The organism is Brevibacillus humidisoli, assembly GCF_020923435.1.
Classification (GTDB): domain Bacteria; phylum Bacillota; class Bacilli; order Brevibacillales; family Brevibacillaceae; genus Brevibacillus_E; species Brevibacillus_E humidisoli.
In genome coordinates, this window is record NZ_CP087263.1 from 4,442,224 (window position 1) to 4,465,566 (window position 23,343).

Sequence of the window (23,343 nt, forward strand, 5' to 3'; positions counted from 1 at the left end):
AAGTTCCAAGCGACAACAGCGCACAACGTGGTCGAACCACATGCAGTGCACAGCGGGTCTGGTGCAGCGGATGGACGAGAGATATGGGAGAAGACTACGCAGGTATAAAGGGATTGACGAACCAGAAAAAATCATAATAAGATATATTTGGAAGTATAGGAGTAATTATCCTTGTGGACAAGGCGTGCCTCTGCTTCTTTTTCGCAATAATTATTTGAATATTCCATCTAATGCTCTGCTTCCGTATTGTTGATGCGTCGCAAAACCGCTGTCGAGGGGGTGTGAAAGTTCAGGATTTTACAAAGGAATGCCTGTTTGTGAGGGATGGTGACCAGTACTCTTGATTGAGGGAGGAGATTGGCATGTTGCGAAAAAGCGCTGTCCTGTTGTTTACCTTTTTGTTCACCCTGGTACTCGTATCCTCAACGGTATTTGCCGGCTCAGTTCGAATCATCATCGGCACGCCAGGGGTTCCGGGAACCTGGTACGCGGGGGAAACACCTGCCAACCTTGATCCCACAAAACCTGTGCTCCTGTTCGTACAGGGGCTTAATTCCGCAGCCAGCACGTGGTGGGACAACAACGACATGTATGAAACCGCTTACGAATCCGGGTATCAGACTGCGTTTGTGGAGCTGAATGATTCGGCAGGTACGCCAAAAAACATGTGGAACAATGGGCTGCTGTTGGCCGAATTGATCCAAAAGGTGAGCGACTACTTTCAAAAGGAGATTGTGATCGTGGCCCACAGCAAGGGAGGCATTGATACGCAAGCAGCACTGATTCACTACGGAGCCCATCCCTATGTCTCACGGGTGATCACTCTGGGCAGCCCGCATCACGGTTCGCAAGTGGCCAACCTCGCCTACAGTTCATGGGCAGGATGGCTTGCCGACTTGATCGGGCAGCAGAATGAAGCGACGTATTCGCTGCAAACCGGTTATATGAACTACTTCCGCGAGGTAACCGATTCGCACGAGAACAGAAGCAAGAACTCCTATTACACACTGGCTGGAGACAACTGGTACTCATCGATATTCGACCCCTTGTTTATGGGGGGCTTGTACCTGTCGGCGTACGGTGACAACGACGGATTGGTTACGGTCGAGAGCGCCCATCTCCCCTATGGCAACATGCTGCGGATCGGTTCGTGGAACCATTCGGAAATCAAGGAGGGCGGCGAGACTTTTGCCCTGTTTGAGCCGCACGTCACTGGGATCGGTGTGATGAGCGACCAGCAGACAGCGGTCAGGAAAAGCAAGCTTCACAAGGCGGTGACCAGCGATCTGTTTGTACGCGGCGGGGAGTTTTCTGGTGAGGTGGAGGAGGTGTTTTTGGTCGAAAACGACGTTAACGAAGTAACGATCGATTGGCTAAGCGCTCATCCTGTGGAGCAGATTGAGCTGATTACTCCTGAAGGAAAGCGTAGTCAGGCTGACGTGGAGTCGTTTCAAGACGATATGATGTTTAAAGGTGCCTGGCACCACGTGGTGAAAATCAAAAATCCTGGGCAGGGGGAATGGGGAATACGCGTTACAGCACCGAATTCGGAGGACAACGCGTATCTGATGACGGTTCACTACGACTCCGATTTGTCTGAAAAGATCAACATTTCGAAAAAGGGGAATAAGTGGAGCGTCCAGTCTGACGATAGCGTTGTTCGAGATGATCAGGTGGTTGCGGAGTACCGAGTAGAGTTTAGACCGGAAAAGCAGAGAGGAAGCTTTGGAAAGAGGATCAGCAAACGGTTCAGCGGCGAAGAGGGAATCTCCTTCGCGCAGGGGGAAGCGGGGATCTACAATGTAACCGTTGATATTCAAGGGGTAACGGCAGAAGGTGTGCCCTTTGCACGAACGATTCTGGAAAACGTGTACGTCGATGAGAAAGGCAACAGGTATTAGAGGGAAGAGTGGCGTCTAACCCTAGAGCTGTGATGCGGTTCGGAAACAAGGGTGACGTAAAGAATCTGATATTACCGCCTGCATAAATATGATTACCAAGGAGGGGACTCCCCTTCCTTTTTTCATTGGATTTTACTATTTTTCCTTCTAGAACCTTACATCATCATTCATATGGGATCATGATTCGCTTGGACTGGGTAGAAGTAGAAATAATCCAACTTCTCTTTTCATCCATCTTGAGCCCGTTGCGGCTCTTTTTTTTGTCCTATCACCCTCATGTATCCTTCCAGTAACAGGATAAACAAAAGGAGGAAGGACCTTGCATCGCAATATGCCTGTGGTTCACCCGGTTCGGATCGCTGCTGTGCTGCTGCTTGCTGGAGCGATCTCGCTGGCCAGCTACCAGATCCTGCGGCCAGAGACGTTTTCGTATGTCAAAGTACGCGATGGTGTGACGGTAGAGGCTGGCCAAACGCTGCAGTGGGAACAGCTCGAGGAGGGTGTGCTTACGATAGGCGGATTGTTTGTCGATCACAGCGGGTTGCCGCCAGGCTTGATTCCGTGGTCGGAGGCGGAGCAGTATCTGGAGCTGGCGCTAAATCGGCGGGTACATGGAGCCTCGCCGTTGTTGATCAGTGACTTTATTCCAGCGGGAGGAGATGAGCTGGATCTGGTTGCCGACGAGTCGATGACCGGGCTAAGCATCCCGGTCGACAATGTGATCGGAGTGACGCCGCAGCTGGCCGTTGGCGACAGAGTCCATGTATACGCCTCATTTGAAGACGAGCAGGGCGCTCATACGGGGCTGCTGCTGCAAGATATGCCGGTGATGGTTGTTCAGCGTGAGTGGGATGGTGCTGTAACGGAGCTGGCGGCGGTGACGATCGCGCTCACTCAAGAGGAGGCTGTGCTGTTAACACATGCGCTGCACTATGGGAAGATCCGGCTCGGCAAGGCATTTGTACGGGAGCAAGCAAGGCCCGGCATCGGTGACAGAACATTCGCGGCGGCTTTGATAAGGACGCAAAAACGCTGGGATCGTACAGGAGGAGATGGGGAATGAACACTGAGCGACGTCGATTGTTGCTGATTGATCAGGACGTTGTGATGATCAGCGAGTTGAAGCAGAAGCTGGCAGAGAGCGAACATCTGGCAGTGTGCGGAGAGGTACAGCGGTCTGATGATCTGCTTCAAGCGATACAAAGAGGACAGCCAGAGGTCGTGATGGTAGGCAGTTTGACCGACGTGGATCTCGGTTTTCTCTGTCAGCAGATTCGTTTTTTCTACCCCCAGATCGTCTGTATCGCCGCTTGTTCCGTTCGGGAGTCGCACTGGGAGCCGTTTTTGCGAAATCTCGGGGTATGGGTGATCAGCAAGCCGGTACAGGCTGCCCAATTGGAGATGATGGCTGTCCACCTGTCTAGAAACCATGATCTAACCGGCCAGCCTTCACTGCCGTCCACTCCAACACTTGGGCAGCAAGCCGCGGGCAGTTGGGGAACCATCGACCAGGGGATGCCTGCCACCCTACCTCCCAAACCATCCAAAGAGAAGCATTTGATTACTGTGTACGGACCCAAAGGAGGCGTCGGCAAGACGTTTTTATCACGGGAGTTGGCGATCTTTTTTTCCTTGCAAAAAGTGAACGGACGCCGGTTGAAGGTGCTGGCCGTCGATTTCAACTTGGACCTTGGCACGATTGCTACTTCGCTCAATCTTGCTCGCCGCCCCAATCTCTACAACTGGGTGCAGAATATCGATGAACAGTTGATTGAAATGGTGAAGAAGGAAGGGCGTGACCCTACTGAGGTGGCCCACGGTGAGTGGCAGGAGTATAGTGCGCTCTTGCGCCTTTCTCCGGAAGATGTGGAACAGTATGTCGTGACTCATCCCGAGTCAGGGCTCCATGTGCTCACCTCACCCCGAGATATCCGCCACAGCTTTGAGATTAAGGACTACCACTTGTATATCATCCTGGAGACACTGAAGCAAAGCGAGTACGACGTGATCCTGATCGACACGGCGCCGGACACGACGGACGCGACCATCCAAGCGCTGTTTTTTGCCGAACGGGTAGTGATGGTAGGCAATCCGGTCGTTGATGCGATCGAAAACATCCAGCGCATGCTGAAGCTGCTAAGGGAAGCCGATTACCCCGAGGAGCGGATTGAGATATGCATGAACCGTCTGCAGCGCAAAGAGATGTTTACGCTGGAGGAAATCAGAGCCTATTTTCAGCTTCATCCCGGAAAGGAGCTCTACACCATACCGGATGATGCCGAGGTGAAACGTACGATCAACACCGGCATACCACTGCTGCTTGCCTCCGGCCGTTCCGCAGCAAGGGAAGCGGTGGCCGAACTGGGGCGTTCGTTGATTCCCTCCCTTGCGGAGAGGCAAGATGAAAGGGTCGAAGGGAAATCGCGCAAACCGAAGGAGCGCTCTTTTTTGTTCAAACTGTTTCAAAGATAAGGGGGAACCTATGACGTTTGACCGCAAAAGCCTGCTTGGTCTCCATCCGCCTGTCCGTGCCACGATCTCGGACATTCGTCGTTCAGCGGGGGAGGAGGCGCGGGCCCAGCAAAAATCCGCCAACAGACTGCAAAGTGATACAGGAGCGGCAGACAATACGATGTGGCACCTATCCGCCGAACAGCTTGCCGAGATCAAGATGCAGATCGTGGAAAAGCACGGTCGGAGGCTGTGGGAGGAGAAGCAGAATCAGTCGTATCTGGAAGAGATAGCGGGGGAGATTCGCCTGTTGTTGGAGATGAGAACAACCCTGACCAGTCATCAGTTGGATGTAGAGGGGAAGCGATTGTTGCACGAACTGATCGGCTGGGGCCCGCTTGATGGGCTGCTGGAAGATCAGGATATATCGGAAATCCTGATCCATCGCTATGACTATGTGGTGGTGGAACGAAAGAGCACCGGACGCATTGAACGACTGCAGCAGCAGTTGTTTCGCGATGAGGAACAATTGCTGCGGCTGATTGAACATATCGCTGCCACCATGGGTCGGGAATTTAATGAGAGCAAAGCGGAAATGCATACCCAACTACCCGACGGTTCACGGATCGCTGCCGTTCACCGATCGATCTCGCCCGATGGGCATATGTTGACGGTCCGCAAGCATCGTCACCTGCTAACAGAAGCCGAATACCTGCAGTTGGGCTCCATCTGTGAGCCGGTACTGCAATTCTTAAAATGGTCGGTCGGGCTGGCTCGTGCTTCCGGTATCGTCAGCGGCGGCACCGGGTCTGGCAAAACCCATCTGCTTAACCTCTTGTCCCACTTTATCCCCGAGCACTTGAGTGTGATTACGATTGAAGACGTATTGGAAATGCAGTTTCAACATCCGTATGTGCGGCGTTTTCTCTCCAAACCTGCCAACTATGAGGGCAAGGGCGGCTTTTCCATTCGCGACTGTGTTCGTCTCTCCCTGCGAAAGCGACCGGATGTAATCGTGGTGGGGGAGACGCGCGGCGCCGAGATCGTCGATATTCTATGGGCGATGAACACCGATCATCCGGGGAGCTGGAGTACCGCCCATGCCAACTCACCCCGTGCGTTAATCGATTCCACTCTGCCGATCTTGTTTGCCAAGGCTGATGAACACTACAACAGCGACGAGCGAAACCTGATGATTGGTTCTGCGCTCGACCTGATTGTTCAGGTGAAGCGGTTTGAAGAGGACGGCAGCCGCAAAGTGGTGGCGGTTACAGAGGTGATCGGAACAGGCGGTGCACATGATGAGCAGATACGTCGCGCCGGCAGCGTGAAGCAGATCGTTCCCAATCGGGTTTATCTCCAGGATATCTACGTGTTTCAACCGACCGGGCTCGTCGGAGGCAAAGTGGTAGGGGAATACAGATGGACGGGTTACAAACCGGAGCGAATGATCCGCAAGTGGCTTGCCAAGGGTCTAACCCGTGAGGAGGCCGATCAGGTCTTTTTTTCCACACCGGTCCGGGTGTGAGGAATGCAAAGAGGGGTGAGCAGCAGCGATGGTTGGCATGTTATCGGTTATCATCGGCCTTTCTGCTGCCATAGTGATGCTTCCCAAGCGCATGTTAGGTCGACAGGTGATGGGAGAGCATACCGCAGTCCATGCGTTGCTCAGGCAGCGAAAAAGTGCCGCTGAACGATTTGCATGGTGGCTTGAAAAGAGGCGGGCTGGCTTTTCAGCCGTGCAATACCTGCTTTTGTGCCTGCTCTCAGGTGGAGGTACGTATTATGTATCACTGCTCATTCTACAGTCTTGGTGGATGAGCCTGCCTACTTTTTTGGCCGGAATTCTGATTTGCGAGCGGCTGATCGGGATCCGACAGGCCAAACGCATCGAGCGGTTCGAAGAGGGCAACATCCGTGCCCTGCGTATCATGGCCAGTTCGCTCCGCACCTCACCTTCTTATCGGAAGGCATTTGAAATGATTGCCTGCAGTCCCTATGTACCGAAGGATGTTCGGACCGAGTACGCTCGAATCGTAGAGCTGGTAAGCGGGCAAGTGCCGTTGGAGGCGGCACTGCAAGATCTGCAAGCACGTACGGGTTCCGGTGATATCGGCTATCTGGCGACGATTGTTCTCGTGCAGCGGGACAGCGGAGGAGATATGGCGAAAACGCTGGATTTGGCGGCATCGTCCATCTTGCGCAGGAAGCAGCTGCAGCGGAGGCAACGGGCGGCGATGTCGCAGCTTTTGGCTCAGGTGAATCTGCTCAGCACTATGCCGTTTCTCTTTGTGATTACGCTTTATCTGAACAACCCGGCCCACTTTGAGCCTCTTACGCAGACAATAGGCGGGAGGCTGGCGGTATTGGGATGTTTCCTGTCGATTTTGCTGGGAGGAGAACTGATTCGTTTTTTGGCGCTTCGTCCGTTTCGGCAGAGAGGAGAGTGGTGATGCTCACGAGTTGGTTGATTGGATTGGGTGTGCTGTTATGGTTTGGTCCATCCTGCCTGACAGAGAGGAACGAGTACCAGAGGTTGTTGGATCGTGTCGAGTCGGAACAGGTACAGCAGTTTACGCAGTTGTTTAAAGACGCTTCCGTGCGAAGCTGGCCGTGGATGATCCGTTTGCGCAAAGACCAACGTTTGCGCGAAAAGCTATCCCGTCTCGTCGGATTGGATCTGGAACGTACGGCCGATACGCTCTCGCGCTTGCGGTTGGCGGTCAGTGTGGAAGAAATTCTGCTTGTCCGTCTGGGAGGATCGATCATCCTGCTCGGACTGCTGTTTTATACGGCTGCTTTGTACAGTTGGCAGAAAACGATATCGACAGTGGACGTGCTTCCGCTTTTGGGCGGCTTGGGTTTTTTCTTGTGTCCCACGTGGCTGTTGAATCGGTTGGACGATCGGGCGAAACGGCAGATTCGTTCACAAGTCCCTGCTTTTTTTAGTATTGTGCAAGCGTTGGTGGAAGCGGGGATGCCGATTTACGGTGCTGTGATGGCCACGGCAAAGCGGGCCCGCAGCAGGTTGGGACGGGAATTGGCTTCGCTGGAACTGGCCGAAAAGCGGCACGGCAATTGGCGCAGGGCATTGGAGGAGTTGGCTTTTCGCTGGAGTGTGGACAGCCTGATGTCGATTGCAGCCGATATCGATGAAGCGATTACAAAAGGGACGAGTATTTCTGAACTGCTTGCCATGCATATAGAAGAGCATCTGCGGCAGCAGGAAGACGAAGCGGCGGCACAGGTAAATCGTCTGACGGTTCGGCTTTTGCCGCTGCTGATTGTGTGCATGGGTGTACCGCTGTTGTTTTTGGTAATGGGGCCGTCATTTATCGGCATTCGCGAGCAGTTGTAGATCGGAAAACGGGGTCGTGCTGACAGCTTAGTCACCTGCCATTTTTACAATGGATTTGTACCCCGCAAAAATATTTTGCGAGACTCTCTATCTTTTGGGAGATTGGGAGTAACAAGAAAGGAGGATGAATGATGGGGCATGCTGTCGCCGCTTACGTACGTCGTTTCTATCGAGAAGAGGAGGCCGTGACAATTGTAGAGATGGTGATTATCGTCGCCGTCATCTTGATCCTGTTGATTCCCACTCTGGCCGAGCTCGGGGAGGCACAGGACGAAAAACTGAAAGAACTGAAAGAAAAAATCAGCAAGTGACGATTCCGGCTGTCTACCTGTTTGGGTTCTTACTGGTTGCAGCGTGTTGGGATTGGCGGTTTCGAAAGGTACCCAATGCATTGCTCTTTCCCTCCATGCTGCTGGGGATCAGCTACCAGATATGGATTGGAGGAGGGTGGCGGTCCGCAGGGGGCGTTGGCATCGCCTTTGTCCTCAGCTTTTTGCCTGTTGTACTCCGCAGCATGGGCATGGGAGATCAAAAACTGCTGATGGCTGTTGGAGCATGGACAAGCGGGCAGGTTGTGTACACGTTGTTTCTTCTCTCCCTTTTGATCGGTATGTGCCTGCTGCTGTGTCGTCCGCATCGGTGGCGATCGCTGCATGACAACTTGTTGCGATTGTCAGCAGGATGGCTGGCTCATCGTCAGATTTGGCTGCCGAGCCATGAGCAGTCAGCAATGGCTTTGCCCTATGCCGTCTGTCTGTTTCTTGCCTTCTGCCTCTGGAGCTGGGAGGGCGCAGGATGGGGGTAAGAGAACTCAGCCGACTGCTTCGATCTGAGCGGGGAAGTCAGCTGTTGGAGTTCATCTTTGTCATGCCGCTGCTCTGGTTTTTGTTCTTGTTCGCCGTTGACCAGTTTTCCCTGCTGTACAACCGGCAAAAAGTACTGGCAGCTGCATATGAAGCAGGGCGAATCGCGTGTCTGCAGCCTAACTTCGGTTTAGCTCGTTATCACGCCGAACAGAGAGGGCTTGCAGAGCTGGACGATACGATCGGTGCTGAACAGGCGGAGATTCGGATTGTACCGGAAGGGAGATGGCGGAAGGGGAACCACATCAAAGCAGTGGCCATTCTTACTTTTAAGCAGCCTGCATCTGGAGGAGAGCAGCGCATCGTCGAATCCTACCATATGATGATCGAGAATGCGGGGGGTTTTGACCGTGACTAGAAAATCACTGGTTCATCTGGCTATGGAAGAGCGGGGAACGGTAGTTGTCACCGCGCTCTTTTTCTTTTTGTGCCTAGGCGGCTTTTGCTCACTGCTGCTGCTAGTCGGACAGGCAGGATTGGTAGAGATGAGAGCGCAGCAGACAGCCGATCTCGTCAGCAAAGGTGCTCGCGCGGCCGGCAAATGGACTTATACGGCGGAAGACGGGCAGCGGCGAACGATATTATTTGCGACGAAGCTGGAGGCAATACAGCATGGAGCAAAGATCGTGCGCGGCGCCAGAGAGGAAGCAGCGATTTTGCTTAGCCGCAACAGAGCCGGGTTTCCACAATCGGTAAAGAATTTGTCGGCCATCCACCAAAAAGGGGAACGACGCTACCTTTACCGACAGGGAATCTACCACATTGTGCTGCAGTTGGAAAGTGATTGGAGCTTATTTTGGCAGTCTGTTTCGACAGGGCTGCACCGCGTGTCCCAGTCAGGTTTGTAGCCAACGTGTCGCATGAAGGCGTTATCCGCAAATAGTCCTATTATTTTTGTCCTAATTTGTCGTGTTAGGGTAGAGTAAAAGGAAATGGCAGGAGGAACAGGAAATGCCTTCAACCATCATAGAACGGTATAAAAGAATCTTAAATGGCCAACAAAAACGTTTTTCCCCATATGAGTTTGAAGACATTCAGTACCGCAAAAAAAAGATTCAACTCGTTTTGCGTTACGCGATTGAGCATGTGAGGCAGTGGACGCCGGAACAAGCCCGGGAACGATTAAGCATCAAGGATGTAAAGGAACTAAAGCTGCACCTCGTCCGCGAGTACATTGAACCCCCCGTAGAAGCGAAACCTAACGATGTGTACTACCTGGTGGAGTACGCCTATCCCTATTTACCGAGACCGACAGAAGAACAGAAAGTGATGTGGGTGTATCAGGAGGTGCTGGCAGGAGTACGCAGGCACTTTCCCCCACATTACTTTCAGAGTGTGAAGGGAGAAGAACGGGCCCGGATTTGTTTTGACCATCTATGGAAAAACATTCTAAATATTCAAGATGAGCGCATGCTCCCGCAAATTTTCTCAAAAACGGAACAAGCCTACCGGATTCTTAGAACCTACAAGCTGAAAATACTGGTCGATACCCTCTACTTTTCGCCCTACGACCTGATTACGGAGTTGTATCCAGCACTGGCTGATCCCGCTTTGTGGATGGAGGAGGCAGTGGAGATCGAGATTGGATGACAAAAAAATGATTATAAGAAAAATATTTGCAGACGCCTCTGTCTTTTTTTACGGTGATAGTAGTTTCATATGCTTATAAGCAGTATGAAACGGCCGTAAAACTTGTGGTGAGAAAAGGAGGCGTTGCGGATGGCAACAACAGTAGAAGCTCACCATGCTTCCACCATGACGGTGGAGGCGCTTTTGGGCAGGCGCGTACGCTACCAAAAGCACAAGCCGGGCAAATCTCTTTCAGTGGAAAGAGTGCCCGCAGGGTTCTTTCAAATCGAGTCCATTCATCGATTTGGGAACCGGATTGTAGTAAATGACGGAATGATTGTGATGGAGACTGCTCCAACCGTCATGGAGCGGAGGGGAAGAATTGCTCTTCTCTTTCCGACGGGAGAGGAATTGTACTTCTATTACGTTTAGCTCTCCCGACCATTCCGCCTTGCACCACTGGGTGCGGGGCGGGATTCCTGTATCTCGTACCGGTTGCCCATCAAATGACCTGCATGAACCGGTTACGCACGGATTTATGCTTACGAGTTTCTGGCATCATACAGAATCTAATCATAAATTTCATAATTATGTAACTTTGAGGGGGAATCATACATGCTGGTTGAAAATTCATTCCAATTGGTTGAACGCTGCCATGAACGGCAGAATGGGCTGTTGGGTAAAGAGGAGTTGAAACAGGCATTTATCGATTATGTTTTCACCTCGTATCAGGAAGAAGTGCTGAGCGAGTACAATATCGACGAATTCTACCGGCACCTCGATGAACTGAACTTGTCCAACTGCCGGCGCGATTTTGACAGTGCGGTTGAACAATGGTATGCGGCCCAATGCAGCAATCCATCCGCAGATGCAAGCTTTCATCCGGTGCTATACGGGTTGGTGAAAGAAACGATCGCAACTCGCAAGCCGAGTTCGCGTGATGAGTTGGTAAAAGAGTTAACCGTATTTCTTACTTCGGCTGACGGGTACATGCTGCGTTGGAAAAAAGGGGGGGAGCGTAACACTTTTATGTACTATCGCCACTTACACAAAATGGGGATTCATGTTTATCAAGATATTGAGGCGTTGATCGATGTTTGGTTGATCGAATATCCGACGGCATTTGACAAACAGCAGCAGGCGTATTTTGCCAAGCCGACGCGGCGAGGGCGCCCCAACAATCTGGAACTGTCTCAATTGATGGAGAAAGCATACGAGATGAAGCCAGAACTAACTCCTCAGGAGAGAGAGCGAGTACGCAAAATTTTTTACTATCATCGCCACACCTTGTCCATACCGGCTATGGCCGAGAAGGTTGAGAAGTACGTCTCCATGAGAGCGACAGAAGAGAAGAGTGAGGATTCTCGCAAAACTGCAGACTCACCACACGTGGGCTGATCGAGATGCGTAAAGATGTTCAGAAGTTTATCACTCATTTTCGTCAACTGGAGGAAAAAACCTTTCAGATGACGGATGAAGAAGAGCGACGCTGGCATCATCTAAAGGAGCGTCTGGCTGCCGCCCCCAGCGAGCCTGCTGCTGCAGACCATCATCAGATGCCTCGCACGATTGCTGTGGCAAGTTTATACTCCCAGGCGGGAGCCAGCTTTGTCTCTAGCAACGCTGCCTTACTTTTTGCCGAACGACAAATCAAGACCACCTTGTGTGAGAATCCAACAAAAACATCTTATTTTTACTTTTCCTTTGACAGTGAACGACGAGGGAGTTCTGTGGAGTCGGATCATCACGGAACTGGGCGGGATACGAGGCTGATCCATTTACTAGGCGGAATGCTGAGAGTATGGGTGACTCTTCCAACGGCTGTTTCGCGTCAGGTGACGCAGTCCGATGTCGTCAATTGGTTTTTGTCTTGTCGCAGGGAATCGCCGTTGTTGATCATAGATCTTTCGTCACATTGGCGAGAGGAGGTGGCTGGTTGGATCGCGGATTGGTCTGATGAACTATGGCTCGTCTTTGATTCTGATCTGCCCCGGCTCACCCGCCAATTGATAACAGAACCGTTTCCGGTGATCTGGAAAAGCAATCGGAAAAAAATCCGGCTGATTGCAAACAAATGGAACCCAACGCTTGGTCGGTCCTCCGTTTTAAAAAAAGTGGAGGGTACCCTTTCGCTATGGGGGGAAGGGATAGTCCCTACGGGAGCAAGTGCCCATCTGCCAGCGTTTGATGGGGCAGAAGTTAGTGCCGCTCAGATCAAAGGAAAGTTGCTGCTGGAGATGTTTGCGGAGCATGCCAAGTGGTTTGAACCGCTGGTCAACTGCCCCGCAAACATCGATCACGCTTGAGTGATGACGGAGGATAGAAAGCGTCTGAAGATACAAGGCCTATGTAGTCAGACCGCAATAGACAAGGGAGAGGATCTATGAAAAAGAAGACATTGCTAATCATCAGCCTGATCTCGTTCTTGCTTGCAGGCGGCTCGCTCTATGGAGCGACGAGATATCTGGAGGTATTGGCACAGGAAAAGTTGTTTGCACCGGTTGTCAAAGTAGCGGAGGGGAGAGTGATCGCGCCTTATGAGCCGATTACTCAAAACGATGTGGTGGTGGTACAGGAAGAGGTGGACGAGTTGCTGGAGGGTTCTTTCTCATCACTGGAGGAGGTGGTGGGAAAGTACAGCATACAAATGCTGTTCGCCGATGAACAAATCGTTGGACAAAAACTATCCGATGCGTACCTGCTGCCTGATCCGGGAAAGGCGAGATACGAGTTTCCGCTCAATTCTATCCTGCCTGTGACAGAACTGCGTAAAGGGGATCATGTCAAGGTATGGGTTCGCTACAAATCACAGGATCAACTGGAGCTGCTGCCCCCTCCAGCAACTTTTCAGATAAACAGCCCATCGGCCGAGAAGTTGTTCGAGACCCAATTGGTTAGCGTAAAAGATAGCAATGGAGCTGAGATCTATACGCTGGAGCCTCAACTGCTGCCTGGTGGAACGTCAATGGGAGATGCATTTTTTCATGCATCAGAGAACAGGAGGCCGGCCGGAGATGAGCGGAGGTATCGGGATTACCGGGCTCAGCCAACTTCCATCCCGGCATTTATCGGATTTAACTTAACGGACAAACAGTACGAGACATTAATCGAAGCGATGCAGTACGGCACCATTCAGATCGGCTACGTTCTGCGAGAAAAGGGGGATCAAGCTTCTTGAAGACGATCGTTTGCTTCCCTATGAAGTCCATGGTGGGGACGTTCATGCCCCCTGCATGTGAGGTTTTGTCCACTGATCAGCCGGAGGAGTGCTTCGCGCTGGCCGCCTTATATAGGCCTGATGCAGTAATTCTGTTTTCGGAGATGTTTGACCAGCCGTTATGGGAATGGATGCCCTCTCTTAGGTCACAGCTGCCTGCGGAGATGCTCAAAATTATCGTCCCGCTCCATAAAGACGAGCAGATGATGAAAAGGATGGTTGCCGATGAGCATTTCTCCAATACATATGTGCTGCCTGCCAGCTTGACATATCAGGAAATCAGCAGGCAGCTGGAAAGCGTGCTGGGTCTGTCCGCGCATGATTCTGTACAGACGAAGCAGACTGAACGAGGTAAAGAGGGGAAAGTATATACCCTATGCAGCCATGGTGGGGCGGGTGTGACCACTTTTGCCATTAACTACCCTGCGGTTCTGGCCCGACGAAACCCGGGCCTATCTGTTGCGGTGATCGACTTGAGTGTGGAAAAGCCTGACCTGACCCACTTTTTCGCCTTGGATCGGCATCAGCTTTCCCTGTTTCGTCCTGATCTGATCAGTTTGGCGGCGGCCGAGAGAAGGGATTGGTATTTGGCTTTCAAACCGAGCGATTTTATTCCCAACCTGTTCTATTCCAGCGGGATCAGCCGGTGGAGAAGCCATGAGATCTCGGTGCTGCTTGCTGTTTTGCGTAGCCGGTTTGATTTCATCTTTGTCGATTATGGCTGCTGCTTCCCTGAGACGGAAGCTTTGCACCGACTCATGCAGGAAGCGGACTGCAACCTGTTTTTCGCCCGCTCCGATCCCTTTAGTCTATCGGGTGCATCCAACTGGGCAAAGCGGTGGCAACCTCTTATGCCCAACTTGTGTCTGTTGGTCAGCAGCTACGAGCGGGATGCCATCAGCATCAGGAGGATCAAGGAGGTATCGCTGCTTCCGCTGTATTGGTCGATCCCGCGGCTTCCGTCCGGCAGACTGGTTCAATCATTGCTGACCCGCAGCGTATTGGTGGAAGAATTGTTCCCTCCGAGAGAGTACATCAACAGCTTACGGGGGTTGGCTGAGGAGATGGTGAACAGGGAAGGGGTGACGGTATCCTGATGATCGCGGAAGCCAGGCGCTGGGAAGCCAGCCAGATACGAGGTATCGAGGACATCAAGCAGGCAGCTAGGGACTATCTGAATCATTATGGCAAAGGTAGAGAAGAACGTCTGGAGATGCAGCGCATCCTGACGCTTGCCGAGCATGGCGACAGGGAGAGTCAACAACATATCATTCTGCGGCTGCAGCACTACTTTGAAGAGATTCTGGACAGGCCGATCGTTGAGCAAGTACTGCCTAAGGTTAATGTCTATGAGGGGTTAACGTATGCCACCTATGGATGGGGCATCCTTGATGTCATTTTGCAGCTCTCACCATGGGTGGAAGAGGTGCGCATAACCGCTGGAAAACCAGTTGCCTATTTAGAGAAGGGGATCAAAAAGTTTTTTCCCTACCAGCCGAGCTGGCGGGAAGTAGAGATTCTCCAGCAAAAGTTGAGCAATGCAGCCGGCTTAACTTTTCACGAGAAAAAGCCGCGATTAAGCGGCTATCTGGAAAAGATAAAAGCTCGTTTGACGATGTTTACCTATCCATACTCCCGGATGCCGACACTTATCGTCAGACGCTTTACGACTGTAAGCTTTTCACTTGATCAGCTGCGTACACAGGAGCATCCTACATTCGATGAGAGGGTGCAGGCCCTGTTGGAGCAGCAGGTGTACGGTCGGGGGAATCTGCTGGTGATCGGTCCGATGGCTGCAGGGAAAACGACATTGATGATCTGCATGCTGAAGCTAAAAAATCCGGCCAAGGAATACGTGACGATCTACGAGAGCGAGCATGAGATGCGCTTCGGCGACGTATGGCCTGGAGAAGTGATTGAACTCCAAAACGTTGAAGAGATCGGTATCGACCTGACCAGTTCATTTAAAGACGTATACCGATCGACGGCCAATACTGTGCTGATCGGTGAGATCAGGGAGCCAATCGAAGCCCATCATTTTATCAACGCGGGGATTCGTGGGACCGATGCGACGATCGCCGCCCTGCACGAGCGGTTTCCCCACCAGGCATTAAACGATTTGACGGATCTGGTTTACCAGTATGGAGGGCGCAGCATCGAGTTGACGCAAGAGCGGATCAGCCGGGCAGTCAATTTCATCAATTCGCTGAAATATCGCAACGATGGACACCGTTTTATCGATGCAATCAATACGACGCAGTGGAATCAAGAGATGCAGCGGGTAGAGTCAGTCCCTCTGGTTGTACGAAATGTGGCAACGGGCGAGTACGAATGGACAGGTAAGAAGCTCTCTGGCGAGTTGGTCGAGTATATGTGCCATATGGGGGAAGCAAACCTTTCCGTCTTGCAGGAATTGGGCGTAACGGATATTGGGAGGCAGTTATGATTACACTGCTGCTGATCCCGACGGGCATCTGCCTGGTGGTCGCCTTTTTGACAGCAGGTGTAGTTCTACAGAAAAACTGGTCAGCCCCCAATGTGTTATACTCCAAGACGGTTGCGGCACTCCGCTCCAAGCTGCTGGAAGACAAAAACGGAAGGTATTTGTATCAGCGTTACGCGATTTGGTGCAGTGTGACCGATAGCAGGATGACACCAGAAGGATACGCCCTGCTGTCATTGTGCTGTTCGGTCATCGGTTTTGGGGCAGGGCTGTTGATCGGCAATATTGTGGTTTCGCTGTCGTTGTTCGTGCTTCTGCTGATCAGTCCAACCCTGATTCTGTTTGCCAGATATATCGTCCGGGTCAACAAAATGATCCGTTCATTTGCTCACTTTGTCGACCTGTTCACCAGGCATTACAGCAGTCGCAAAAACATCGTGCTGGCATTTCGAGACATGGTAGCTGATTGTCCGAAGGACCTACAGGGAGAGCTCATCCTGCTCAACAATACGATGGCAGACGGAACAGGTGCGCTAAAAGCGATCGAATCGTTTGCCGAGCGGATCAACCATGTGTGGGCACATGATTTCTCGATGTACATCACGAGTGGTTTGGAAGGGGAGACGGCTGATATTCAAAGTGCATTAAACCGCTTGACCAGCGAGATGTTTATTGAGCAGGGAGAGCGGGAAGAGAGGCGGAGTGAAATCTACGGTATCTGGATCAGCTTGATTTTGGTGATCATCATTTCTCTATTGTTGATTCCCTACAATCACACTCTGTTGAAGGACACGTATCGCCTGTACTTTTTGACCCCTGATGGACAAGCCCTACTATCGCTCGCTGTTACCGTGTGGTCCTTATCAATCCTGCTGGCATTTATCTGGGGGAGGAGGCATGGCTAGATGCAGATCAACCTGCTGTATCTGTTCGTCTCGCTTGGAGGCATTTGTCTATTTGTTTCGTTTTTCCTCTGGGGGGTCCAGCTAGCTGGTACACGGCGCAGGAAACTGCTGATCCCAACCGGACTTTTGAACACATGGAGAGAAGCAGTGGAAAAGGAGGAGGACGAGCACTGGGAACGTCTGCTTAACAGGTCGGGGCGACTGTTTGGTTGGGGGAAGGCGGAGTGGATAGGCGTTCAATGGATGTCGGGGGTTGGCTTGCTCGTTATTCTCTTGTTGTGGGCTGTGCTAAGTCGTGCGGCCTCCCTATCGCTCCTTTTCATTTGCCTAATTCCCTGTATCGGGTACTTTTTCCCCTACCTGATCCTGAAAGGGTGGGCCGGTATTCGGGAGGAGACGCTTAGTCTGGACATTGCCCGATTTGTCAACCGGTATGCCAACCTCTTGGAAAACCAGGTTCCGCCATACGATGCGATGGTAAAAGCGGCGCGGCCTACGCGAAAACTGAAGCACTATATTCCATCTTTATCGGAATGGAATCGCGATCGCTTCCAGGCGTTAGAGCGCCTCAAGAGGGATTTAGGCATTGACGATGCCGTTATGCTTGTCTCCAACATGCGGACGGTGGAACAGCTTTCCCCGGACATGATTGCCCTGACGATGCATCGTCTGGAGTGGACGGTGGACAACAGAAGGATGCATCGTCACCGCAAAAAGCTCAAATCGTTGGGAATTGGCTACAGTATCATCGTCTACCCTGCTTTTTACATCGGACTGATTGTAGCCATGTTCCCCTGGTACAAGCTGTTGACGGAAATCCTCGACAAATATCTGACGTAGGAGAAGGATTATGACAAAACTATTTGCGATTATTATGTGCATCGTCTTTACCTTGGGAATTGTGGTGGCTAGTATGAGTGAAATCAACGAATCGATCGTGAAGGAAAACGGACTTCGCGACAAAGCGGTCACTTGGATCGATCAAGCAATACCAAATAATTCGAATGGGAGTGGTAAGTAATGTCCAAAATGTTCTTTATCTTTCTCGCATGTGTGATGGTGTTGGGGATTGGCGTAAGCTCGTACGGCAACGAATTGTCTCCCTCAGCAATCAACTCTGCGGAAAATATTAATGACTCGGTATCCTCACTCAACTACGACACCCGAAACGCGCGCGTCCAGTTTACCATGCAAAACGGCACCAGCTACACAAGTGGGGATTAAATGACGCACGTAATTTCCCTTTTCGTGATTGTCGTCATGGTTGGGATGCTGTCCACCGCCCTATGGGCACTGGGCCCGGTGGAAAAAGTAAACCAGAGCCAGCAGGTGCGTGTGCATACAGCTTCCACCCTAATCTTTCACTAACGGGTCGGTATCGGAAACGACTCGGCATGGAGAATCGGCGATGAACAAATTGACTGTTTTTATCATCTGCTTAGGAGTATTGATCACGATCTTTTCCATGATCGTCTGCATCGAGATCTACTCATTGGAGCGGGCGATGGCTCGCGGATTTTATTCTGACATCTTGGATGACATGCAGGATATCGGATATCTGGACAGTCGTCTTGAACAGTACTATACCGCAAAACTCGACTCGTTTGGCTGGCAGCCTCTTGATGCAGATTATTTTACTGGTACCTTGCCGCGAACTGCTACAGCCCGGGCAAAAAAGGAACAGAACCAACATGTTTTGCTCGTTGTGCGGATTCGTCCTTCACAGGTTTCTCAGTGGCTTCATTATTTTCAGGAGGGGGAGAGGGACTTCTTGTTTACAGGCAGCCGCCCCTCCGAATACTTTAGTCCGGAGTGGTAACGTATGAACAAACTGATCTCGGTATTGGCTCTGACGGTGATTGTCGTCCCATTGTCCGCAACTGTGTTGATGACCGGACCTGACAATCTGCTGGATGCTTGTCAAACGTTTTTTGAGAAGCTGCTGGAGCGGGCGACAAGCTTTGGAGTGGTCTGATGGGGCAGTTGATCACAACCTTTCTCTGTGTGGCCGTTCTGTTGGTGGTCCCACTGGGAGTGGTACAGGTACATATTGTGATGCAGGTACAGAGTGAACTGGCAGATATTAGTATCTCCGCATCCAAATACATCAGCAACCGCGGCGGATTAAACCAGCAGGACGTAGAACAGGCTGTCCGCAGCTTCATTGAGCAAGAGCTAACCGGAAAAGGATTTCGTATTCAAGCGGCCGACGTGACGGTTGAGGTCAGTCGACTAAGTGCCGCCGATCCGTTGCTGTGGAGTCACGAAGATCAGTTTCGTCTGCTGATCGGGGTACCCTATCCCTCTATCACCAGGTTGTTCTTGGAGAGGGAACGGATCACCGTCAGCAGGATCGGAACGATTAACGTAATGGATTACGATTTGTAGATTTGTAGGCCTAGTTCGGCTAAAAGGTGAGGGAGCAGTACAAGACAGTGCTAGGAGGGGAGAGCAACGGGGGTTCAACTCTTGTCCATATCGGCCATGCTGTTGTTTCTATTATTCGGGCTAGTCGTGTTTGATGCTGATCTGGCGATGCACAAAAAGCTGGAGGTGAAATCCCTACTGGAACTAGCCAACCATGATGCCACCTTTGCGGTCAACCAGGCGCTCAAGACGGAGGGAATTATCGACCTGAATCTGGATGAAGCAATGGACCGCTTTGAGCGGCGGATGGAGGAGAACGGTGGGTACAGCCGGCAGGGTGCTCTATTGCAGCCATCCAGGGAAAGTGTTACCTCTGACCCACTGTCGTTTACTTACTACTATATCGACTTTCAGCATTGGCAGAGAGACGTTTCATTTTCTCTGCGCTATGACGAGGACCAGGTGCACAACTTGCAGCTGATACATGCAGAGCATGGTGACATCATGCGCCCGGAGGGAGGATATGTCGAGGTTGAGATCACCACTGAAGACGGGGAGATACTTCAGCTGTCACCCAAGCGGATGGTTGGTCCTTCACTGGTCGTGGTCGCGTACGTGGATGAACAGCCGTTTACTCCACTGCTGTCCGGACATGCTTTTCCGGTGGTTAGTGTGGAGGAGTTGAAATGGTAAGGGAGGTTTCAGTAGAGCCTCCTTTTTCAATTGCTCACATTTTGTAAAAAAATGTCGAATTGATATAAAAATCGACATGCTGTTCGCGACTCATCATTTCCACAAATCGGGTTCATACCCATCTATTATTACGAACGCTTCGTTAATATTCTGTAAAAGCGGGAGGAATTCACCCCCTTTTGTCGAAATATGCTTACAATATAATTAACTGAATATTTTTCATTTTGAATGAAGTGAGGGTTGCGAATGACCGTGAGGGACTCCTCTTTCCAAGGTAGCCCCCGCCGCTGGCGGGATGTCGAGAAGCAATTGGGAATCGTCATTCCTCGATCACTCAGGTTTGACACTTCAGCACTATTGTTCCTGGAAAGCGTCGCAGCAACACCTATGTTGGACAAAGATGAAGAACTGGAGTTATTGCTCCGCTATCAGCAGGACGGCGATATGGATGCTCGAGAGCGTCTGGTGAAAGCGTATCTGCGGTATGTGGTCGCTACGGCTTTGCGGCACCTGAGAAAAGGGATGCCATTTCTCGATCTGATCCAGGAAGGGACAATCGGTCTATTTACAGCGATTGACAAGTTTGATTTGTCCCGTGGAGTTCGTCTATACCACTATTCGCACTGGTGGATTTCACAGGCGATTACCCGCGCCATCAGCGACAAAGGGCGTCTGATCCGGATTCCGGTGCATATGCATGAGCAGATTCGCCAGTATCAAAAGCTGGTCTTGCAGCTGGCCCATATGCTCAACCGTTATCCGGAACGACACGAGATCGCCGAGGCACTAGATCTTCCGGTGTCAAAGGTGGATACGATTGAGTATGCCCTAAAGATGAAGATGGAATCGTTTGACGAGAACCCGTTCGCTGAGATGGCTCAGTCCAGTTTGGATGATGAGCAGCTAAGCTACGCGGAAATAGTTGAAGATGGAGACACCTCACTTGATGAATGGATAGAAAAATCGGATTTACGGATGCAGGTTCAGGCGGCGCTTGGCCAGTTAAATCCGCGGGCACAAGAGATCATTGCCATGCGGTACGGTTTGTATGACGATCAGGTCTACACGCTGGAGGAAGTGGGCAAAATGTTTGGGTTGACGCGTGAGCGTATTCGGCAGATCGAAGCAACCACGATTGATCGGCTGCGCCAGCAGAAAGTGTCCCGTTCCTTAATGGAATACTTGTCTTAACAGCTCGATTGCTGCTGTAGAGCAAAGCATGATGAAGATTCACAAAATGCGATGCAGACTTCCTTATATATGCACAGCGATACATCTATATCTAAAAGGAGATATATCAAAGTGATATACCTTTAAGATATACCTATGAGATATGCCTGCGAGATATCAATAAAACCGGAGACGGGCTGATCGGAGCCGTTTCCTTCGCGTAAACACACCGGGATGCTAGCCAGCGTCCCTTTTTTATGTGCACAAAACGGGGGGATCTGAACCGGTTATAATTCCGTTTAGAAATAAAATTACGAAATAAATGAACATATCGACGCAATAATGTATAATACCTACCGTAATATATTAAAACATAAATCATTGGTTTCGTTTTGGTTTTTCTATTTGTTTGTCTGTTTGTCCAAACCAGAGAGGAGGCAGCATATTGCTTCATCTGCATCTGCACATTTTTATCGCATTTTTTCGCTCCAGCCTGTTGGGATACGGAGGAGGGCCGTCTACCATCCCGCTCGTCCATAAAGAAGTGGTAGAACGGTACAAATGGCTGTCCGATCAGGAATTTGCCGATGTATTGGCACTAGGCAACACCTTGCCGGGGCCGATTGCGACTAAGATGGCGGGGTATATCGGGTTTCGACTAGCCGGTATCGGAGGGATGATCAATGCGATCGTAGCAACGGTCGTACCGACTGTCCTGGCGCTAATCCTTCTACTGGAACTGGTCAACACCTACATCGATCCCGACAAGATCAGAGGGATGACCGCTTCTGTCAGTCCCGTTATCGGCGTCATGCTGCTCACTTTGGCATACAGCTATTACAAGCAAGATCAGAGCAAGAGGGGGACGCTTCCCAGTCTACTCATACTTGCTGCAAACCTAATCGCATTGGAGCTGCTGGGTGTCCATCCCGCTATCCTGATCTTGCTGATCCTGGGATACGTGTTGATCAGTCAGCAGGGGACGAGTCGGAGGGAAGCTGCGAAAAAGGGTGAACAGGCATGACTCTGTGGTATCTGTTTCTTGCGTTTCTCGTCCCCAGTATTGTCGCATATGGAGGCGGTCCCTCCGCCATCCCGCTGATCCAGCACGAAGTAGTGGATCGCTATCACTTTCTCACGATGGAAGGGTTTGGACAAATCCTTGCTTTGGCCAATGCTCTGCCCGGACCGATCGCCACCAAACTGGCGGGTTATATCGGCTACCAAGTGGCGGGCGGTTGGGGAGCGGTGGTGGCTCTGTTTGCCACGGTTGCTCCTTCGCTTGCAGCCATGATCATGCTGTTGGGATTGTTGTATCGGTTTAAAGATTCACCCAAAGCGAAATCGTTCACGCAACTGGTGAAGCCTACGGTCGCCATTCTGCTGTTGGTTGTCGGGATACAATTCTTTGTCGTGTCGATCGATTCGGTCGGTATGGTGCAGACCTTGATGATTGGTGCTGTTAGTTGGGTCGTTCTAGAGAAATGGAAGCTGCACCCGGTCTGGATGATTGGCCTCTCGTTGCTGTACGGGGCTTTTGTTCTGTCCTGACGGGATCAACGTGACAAAAAGGAAGACGGGAGTGAAGACAAACTGCTGTCCCCTTTCCTTTTGTACAAATATTCTTCTGCGCTTTCCCTTTTGTTTCATTCAGCAACTTACTATAATGAGTGGTAAGAATGTCCAAAAGGGTGGCGGATGATGAAACTGGATGATATTGATCGGAAGCTGTTGGAGCTGTTGTCAGAAGACGGGCGTGCCTCTTATGTGGATCTCGGTGCCAAACTGAATCTGTCCAGGGTGGCGGTCCGCGAGCGGATCAACAACCTGAAAGAGGCAGGTGTCATCGAAAAGTTTTCGGTTGTGATCAACTCGGAAAAGGTGGGCAAGAAAGTCTCCGCCTTTTTTGAAGTGGATGTGGAACCAGCGCACCTGGTGGAGGTAGCGATTACGCTGGCCAATAATCCGCGCGTGGCCAGTATCTATCAGATGACAGGTCCCAGTACCCTGCATACCCATGTGCTGGTAGAGGACTTTTCCATGCTGGAACACTTCATTAACAATGAGCTGTATGCGCTCAAGGGGATTGTTCGGGTGGAGAGCCACGTCCTGCTGCGTCGGTTTAAGAGCAGAACCGGGCTCAAGTTGTAGTCGGTAGGGTTCTGCTGTTGTCGAAAAAGATCGCAAAGCCGAACACGATCCCGTATCATGACAATCGAGCTTGTTGTGGTACGGGATCGTTGTTTTATCGTTGTTCTCCCCTCCGTTCCGTACCAGAGCGATGCCCGTAGTCTTTAGTTGTTGAGGGATGGAAACAAAACGAACGGTGAAACTACGGTATTTTGTTGAATGAGATGAATAATTGCTGTATATTATTTCAAAAGGGAATGAAATATATAAAAATTT

Annotated in this window: 30 protein-coding genes; all 30 read left to right on the forward strand. The window is 51.1% G+C overall.

Translation table 11 applies throughout. From position 1 onward, the window contains the following. Positions 1-362 precede the first annotated feature (362 nt). The 30 genes from LOK74_RS21565 (at position 363) to LOK74_RS21710 (ending at position 23,088) form a co-directional block, all read left to right on the forward strand. Complete coding sequence (locus LOK74_RS21565; protein ID WP_230044025.1) at positions 363-1,901, forward strand: esterase/lipase family protein; 1,539 nt, start codon at positions 363-365, stop codon at positions 1,899-1,901. Between the two features lie 319 nt (positions 1,902-2,220). Next, a complete protein-coding gene (locus LOK74_RS21570; RefSeq protein ID WP_230044026.1) occupies positions 2,221-2,964 on the forward strand; it encodes an RcpC/CpaB family pilus assembly protein in 744 nt (247 codons plus the stop codon). Next, a complete protein-coding gene (locus tag LOK74_RS21575; RefSeq protein ID WP_230044027.1) occupies positions 2,961-4,373 on the forward strand; it encodes a CpaE/TadZ family protein in 1,413 nt (470 codons plus the stop codon). The genes LOK74_RS21570 and LOK74_RS21575 overlap by 4 nt, the downstream gene beginning before the upstream one ends. Positions 4,374-4,383: 10 nt before the next feature. Continuing rightward, positions 4,384-5,880 (forward strand): TadA family conjugal transfer-associated ATPase, encoded by a 1,497-nt coding sequence (locus LOK74_RS21580; protein ID WP_230044028.1) that lies wholly within the window; start codon positions 4,384-4,386, stop codon positions 5,878-5,880. Between the two features lie 28 nt (positions 5,881-5,908). Next, on the forward strand, positions 5,909-6,805 hold the full coding sequence (locus LOK74_RS21585) for a type II secretion system F family protein (protein ID WP_230044029.1): 897 nt from the start codon (positions 5,909-5,911) through the stop codon (positions 6,803-6,805). Next, positions 6,805-7,710, forward strand: a complete 906-nt coding sequence (locus LOK74_RS21590) for a type II secretion system F family protein (RefSeq protein ID WP_230044030.1) — start codon at positions 6,805-6,807, stop codon at positions 7,708-7,710. The genes LOK74_RS21585 and LOK74_RS21590 overlap by 1 nt, the downstream gene beginning before the upstream one ends. A 131-nt stretch (positions 7,711-7,841) precedes the next feature. Beyond that, positions 7,842-8,021: a Flp family type IVb pilin gene (locus tag LOK74_RS21595; protein ID WP_230044031.1), complete on the forward strand. Its 180-nt coding sequence runs from the start codon at positions 7,842-7,844 to the stop codon at positions 8,019-8,021. After that, the gene (locus tag LOK74_RS21600; RefSeq protein WP_230044032.1) at positions 8,018-8,515 is read left to right on the forward strand and encodes an A24 family peptidase; all 498 of its coding nucleotides are present in this window, start codon (positions 8,018-8,020) and stop codon (positions 8,513-8,515) included. Before LOK74_RS21595 ends, LOK74_RS21600 begins: the two co-directional genes overlap by 4 nt. Beyond that, a complete protein-coding gene (locus LOK74_RS21605; protein ID WP_230044033.1) occupies positions 8,506-8,931 on the forward strand; it encodes a TadE/TadG family type IV pilus assembly protein in 426 nt (141 codons plus the stop codon). The genes LOK74_RS21600 and LOK74_RS21605 overlap by 10 nt, the downstream gene beginning before the upstream one ends. Next, positions 8,924-9,421, forward strand: coding sequence for a DUF2188 domain-containing protein (locus LOK74_RS21610; RefSeq protein WP_230044034.1), 498 nt, complete (start codon positions 8,924-8,926; stop codon positions 9,419-9,421). The genes LOK74_RS21605 and LOK74_RS21610 overlap by 8 nt, the downstream gene beginning before the upstream one ends. Before the next feature lie 103 nt (positions 9,422-9,524). Continuing rightward, a complete protein-coding gene (locus tag LOK74_RS21615; protein WP_230044035.1) occupies positions 9,525-10,163 on the forward strand; it encodes a DUF4046 domain-containing protein in 639 nt (212 codons plus the stop codon). Between the two features lie 129 nt (positions 10,164-10,292). Then, positions 10,293-10,574: a hypothetical protein gene (locus LOK74_RS21620; RefSeq protein WP_230044036.1), complete on the forward strand. Its 282-nt coding sequence runs from the start codon at positions 10,293-10,295 to the stop codon at positions 10,572-10,574. A gap of 183 nt (positions 10,575-10,757) precedes the next feature. Further along, positions 10,758-11,540 carry a hypothetical protein gene (locus tag LOK74_RS21625; protein ID WP_230044037.1) on the forward strand — a complete coding sequence of 261 codons (783 nt, stop codon included), beginning with the start codon at positions 10,758-10,760 and terminating at the stop codon, positions 11,538-11,540. A 5-nt stretch (positions 11,541-11,545) separates the two neighbouring features. Beyond that, positions 11,546-12,448, forward strand: coding sequence for a P-loop NTPase family protein (locus LOK74_RS21630; protein WP_230044038.1), 903 nt, complete (start codon positions 11,546-11,548; stop codon positions 12,446-12,448). 77 nt (positions 12,449-12,525) lie between these two features. Then, positions 12,526-13,320, forward strand: a complete 795-nt coding sequence (locus tag LOK74_RS21635; RefSeq protein WP_230044039.1) for a CpaB family protein — start codon at positions 12,526-12,528, stop codon at positions 13,318-13,320. Beyond that, positions 13,317-14,456: a CpaE/TadZ family protein gene (locus LOK74_RS21640; protein WP_230044040.1), complete on the forward strand. Its 1,140-nt coding sequence runs from the start codon at positions 13,317-13,319 to the stop codon at positions 14,454-14,456. Before LOK74_RS21635 ends, LOK74_RS21640 begins: the two co-directional genes overlap by 4 nt. Further along, positions 14,456-15,805, forward strand: coding sequence for an ATPase, T2SS/T4P/T4SS family (locus LOK74_RS21645; protein ID WP_230044041.1), 1,350 nt, complete (start codon positions 14,456-14,458; stop codon positions 15,803-15,805). The genes LOK74_RS21640 and LOK74_RS21645 overlap by 1 nt, the downstream gene beginning before the upstream one ends. Then, positions 15,802-16,707 carry a hypothetical protein gene (locus LOK74_RS21650; protein WP_230044042.1) on the forward strand — a complete coding sequence of 302 codons (906 nt, stop codon included), beginning with the start codon at positions 15,802-15,804 and terminating at the stop codon, positions 16,705-16,707. The genes LOK74_RS21645 and LOK74_RS21650 overlap by 4 nt, the downstream gene beginning before the upstream one ends. Continuing rightward, a complete protein-coding gene (locus LOK74_RS21655; protein ID WP_230044043.1) occupies positions 16,708-17,547 on the forward strand; it encodes a hypothetical protein in 840 nt (279 codons plus the stop codon). 10 nt (positions 17,548-17,557) lie between these two features. Then, positions 17,558-17,728, forward strand: coding sequence for a hypothetical protein (locus LOK74_RS21660; protein ID WP_230044044.1), 171 nt, complete (start codon positions 17,558-17,560; stop codon positions 17,726-17,728). Continuing rightward, on the forward strand, positions 17,728-17,931 hold the full coding sequence (locus LOK74_RS21665; protein ID WP_230044045.1) for a hypothetical protein: 204 nt from the start codon (positions 17,728-17,730) through the stop codon (positions 17,929-17,931). The genes LOK74_RS21660 and LOK74_RS21665 overlap by 1 nt, the downstream gene beginning before the upstream one ends. Then, complete coding sequence (locus tag LOK74_RS21670) at positions 17,932-18,075, forward strand: hypothetical protein (RefSeq protein ID WP_230044046.1); 144 nt, start codon at positions 17,932-17,934, stop codon at positions 18,073-18,075. Between the two features lie 40 nt (positions 18,076-18,115). Further along, entirely contained in the window at positions 18,116-18,526 is a 411-nt protein-coding gene (locus LOK74_RS21675) for a hypothetical protein (protein ID WP_230044047.1), read from the forward strand. Between the two features lie 3 nt (positions 18,527-18,529). Then, positions 18,530-18,682: a hypothetical protein gene (locus LOK74_RS21680; RefSeq protein ID WP_230044048.1), complete on the forward strand. Its 153-nt coding sequence runs from the start codon at positions 18,530-18,532 to the stop codon at positions 18,680-18,682. After that, on the forward strand, positions 18,682-19,095 hold the full coding sequence (locus tag LOK74_RS21685) for a hypothetical protein (protein ID WP_230044049.1): 414 nt from the start codon (positions 18,682-18,684) through the stop codon (positions 19,093-19,095). The genes LOK74_RS21680 and LOK74_RS21685 overlap by 1 nt, the downstream gene beginning before the upstream one ends. Positions 19,096-19,176: 81 nt before the next feature. Beyond that, positions 19,177-19,767 (forward strand): hypothetical protein, encoded by a 591-nt coding sequence (locus LOK74_RS21690; protein WP_338148626.1) that lies wholly within the window; start codon positions 19,177-19,179, stop codon positions 19,765-19,767. A 246-nt stretch (positions 19,768-20,013) separates the two neighbouring features. Continuing rightward, complete coding sequence (locus tag LOK74_RS21695; protein ID WP_230044050.1) at positions 20,014-20,958, forward strand: sigma-70 family RNA polymerase sigma factor; 945 nt, start codon at positions 20,014-20,016, stop codon at positions 20,956-20,958. Between the two features lie 424 nt (positions 20,959-21,382). Next, entirely contained in the window at positions 21,383-21,961 is a 579-nt protein-coding gene (locus LOK74_RS21700) for a chromate transporter (protein ID WP_230044051.1), read from the forward strand. Then, positions 21,958-22,488, forward strand: coding sequence for a chromate transporter (locus LOK74_RS21705; protein ID WP_230044052.1), 531 nt, complete (start codon positions 21,958-21,960; stop codon positions 22,486-22,488). The genes LOK74_RS21700 and LOK74_RS21705 overlap by 4 nt, the downstream gene beginning before the upstream one ends. 150 nt (positions 22,489-22,638) lie before the next feature. Continuing rightward, positions 22,639-23,088: an Lrp/AsnC family transcriptional regulator gene (locus LOK74_RS21710; RefSeq protein ID WP_230044053.1), complete on the forward strand. Its 450-nt coding sequence runs from the start codon at positions 22,639-22,641 to the stop codon at positions 23,086-23,088. Positions 23,089-23,343 lie beyond the last annotated feature (255 nt).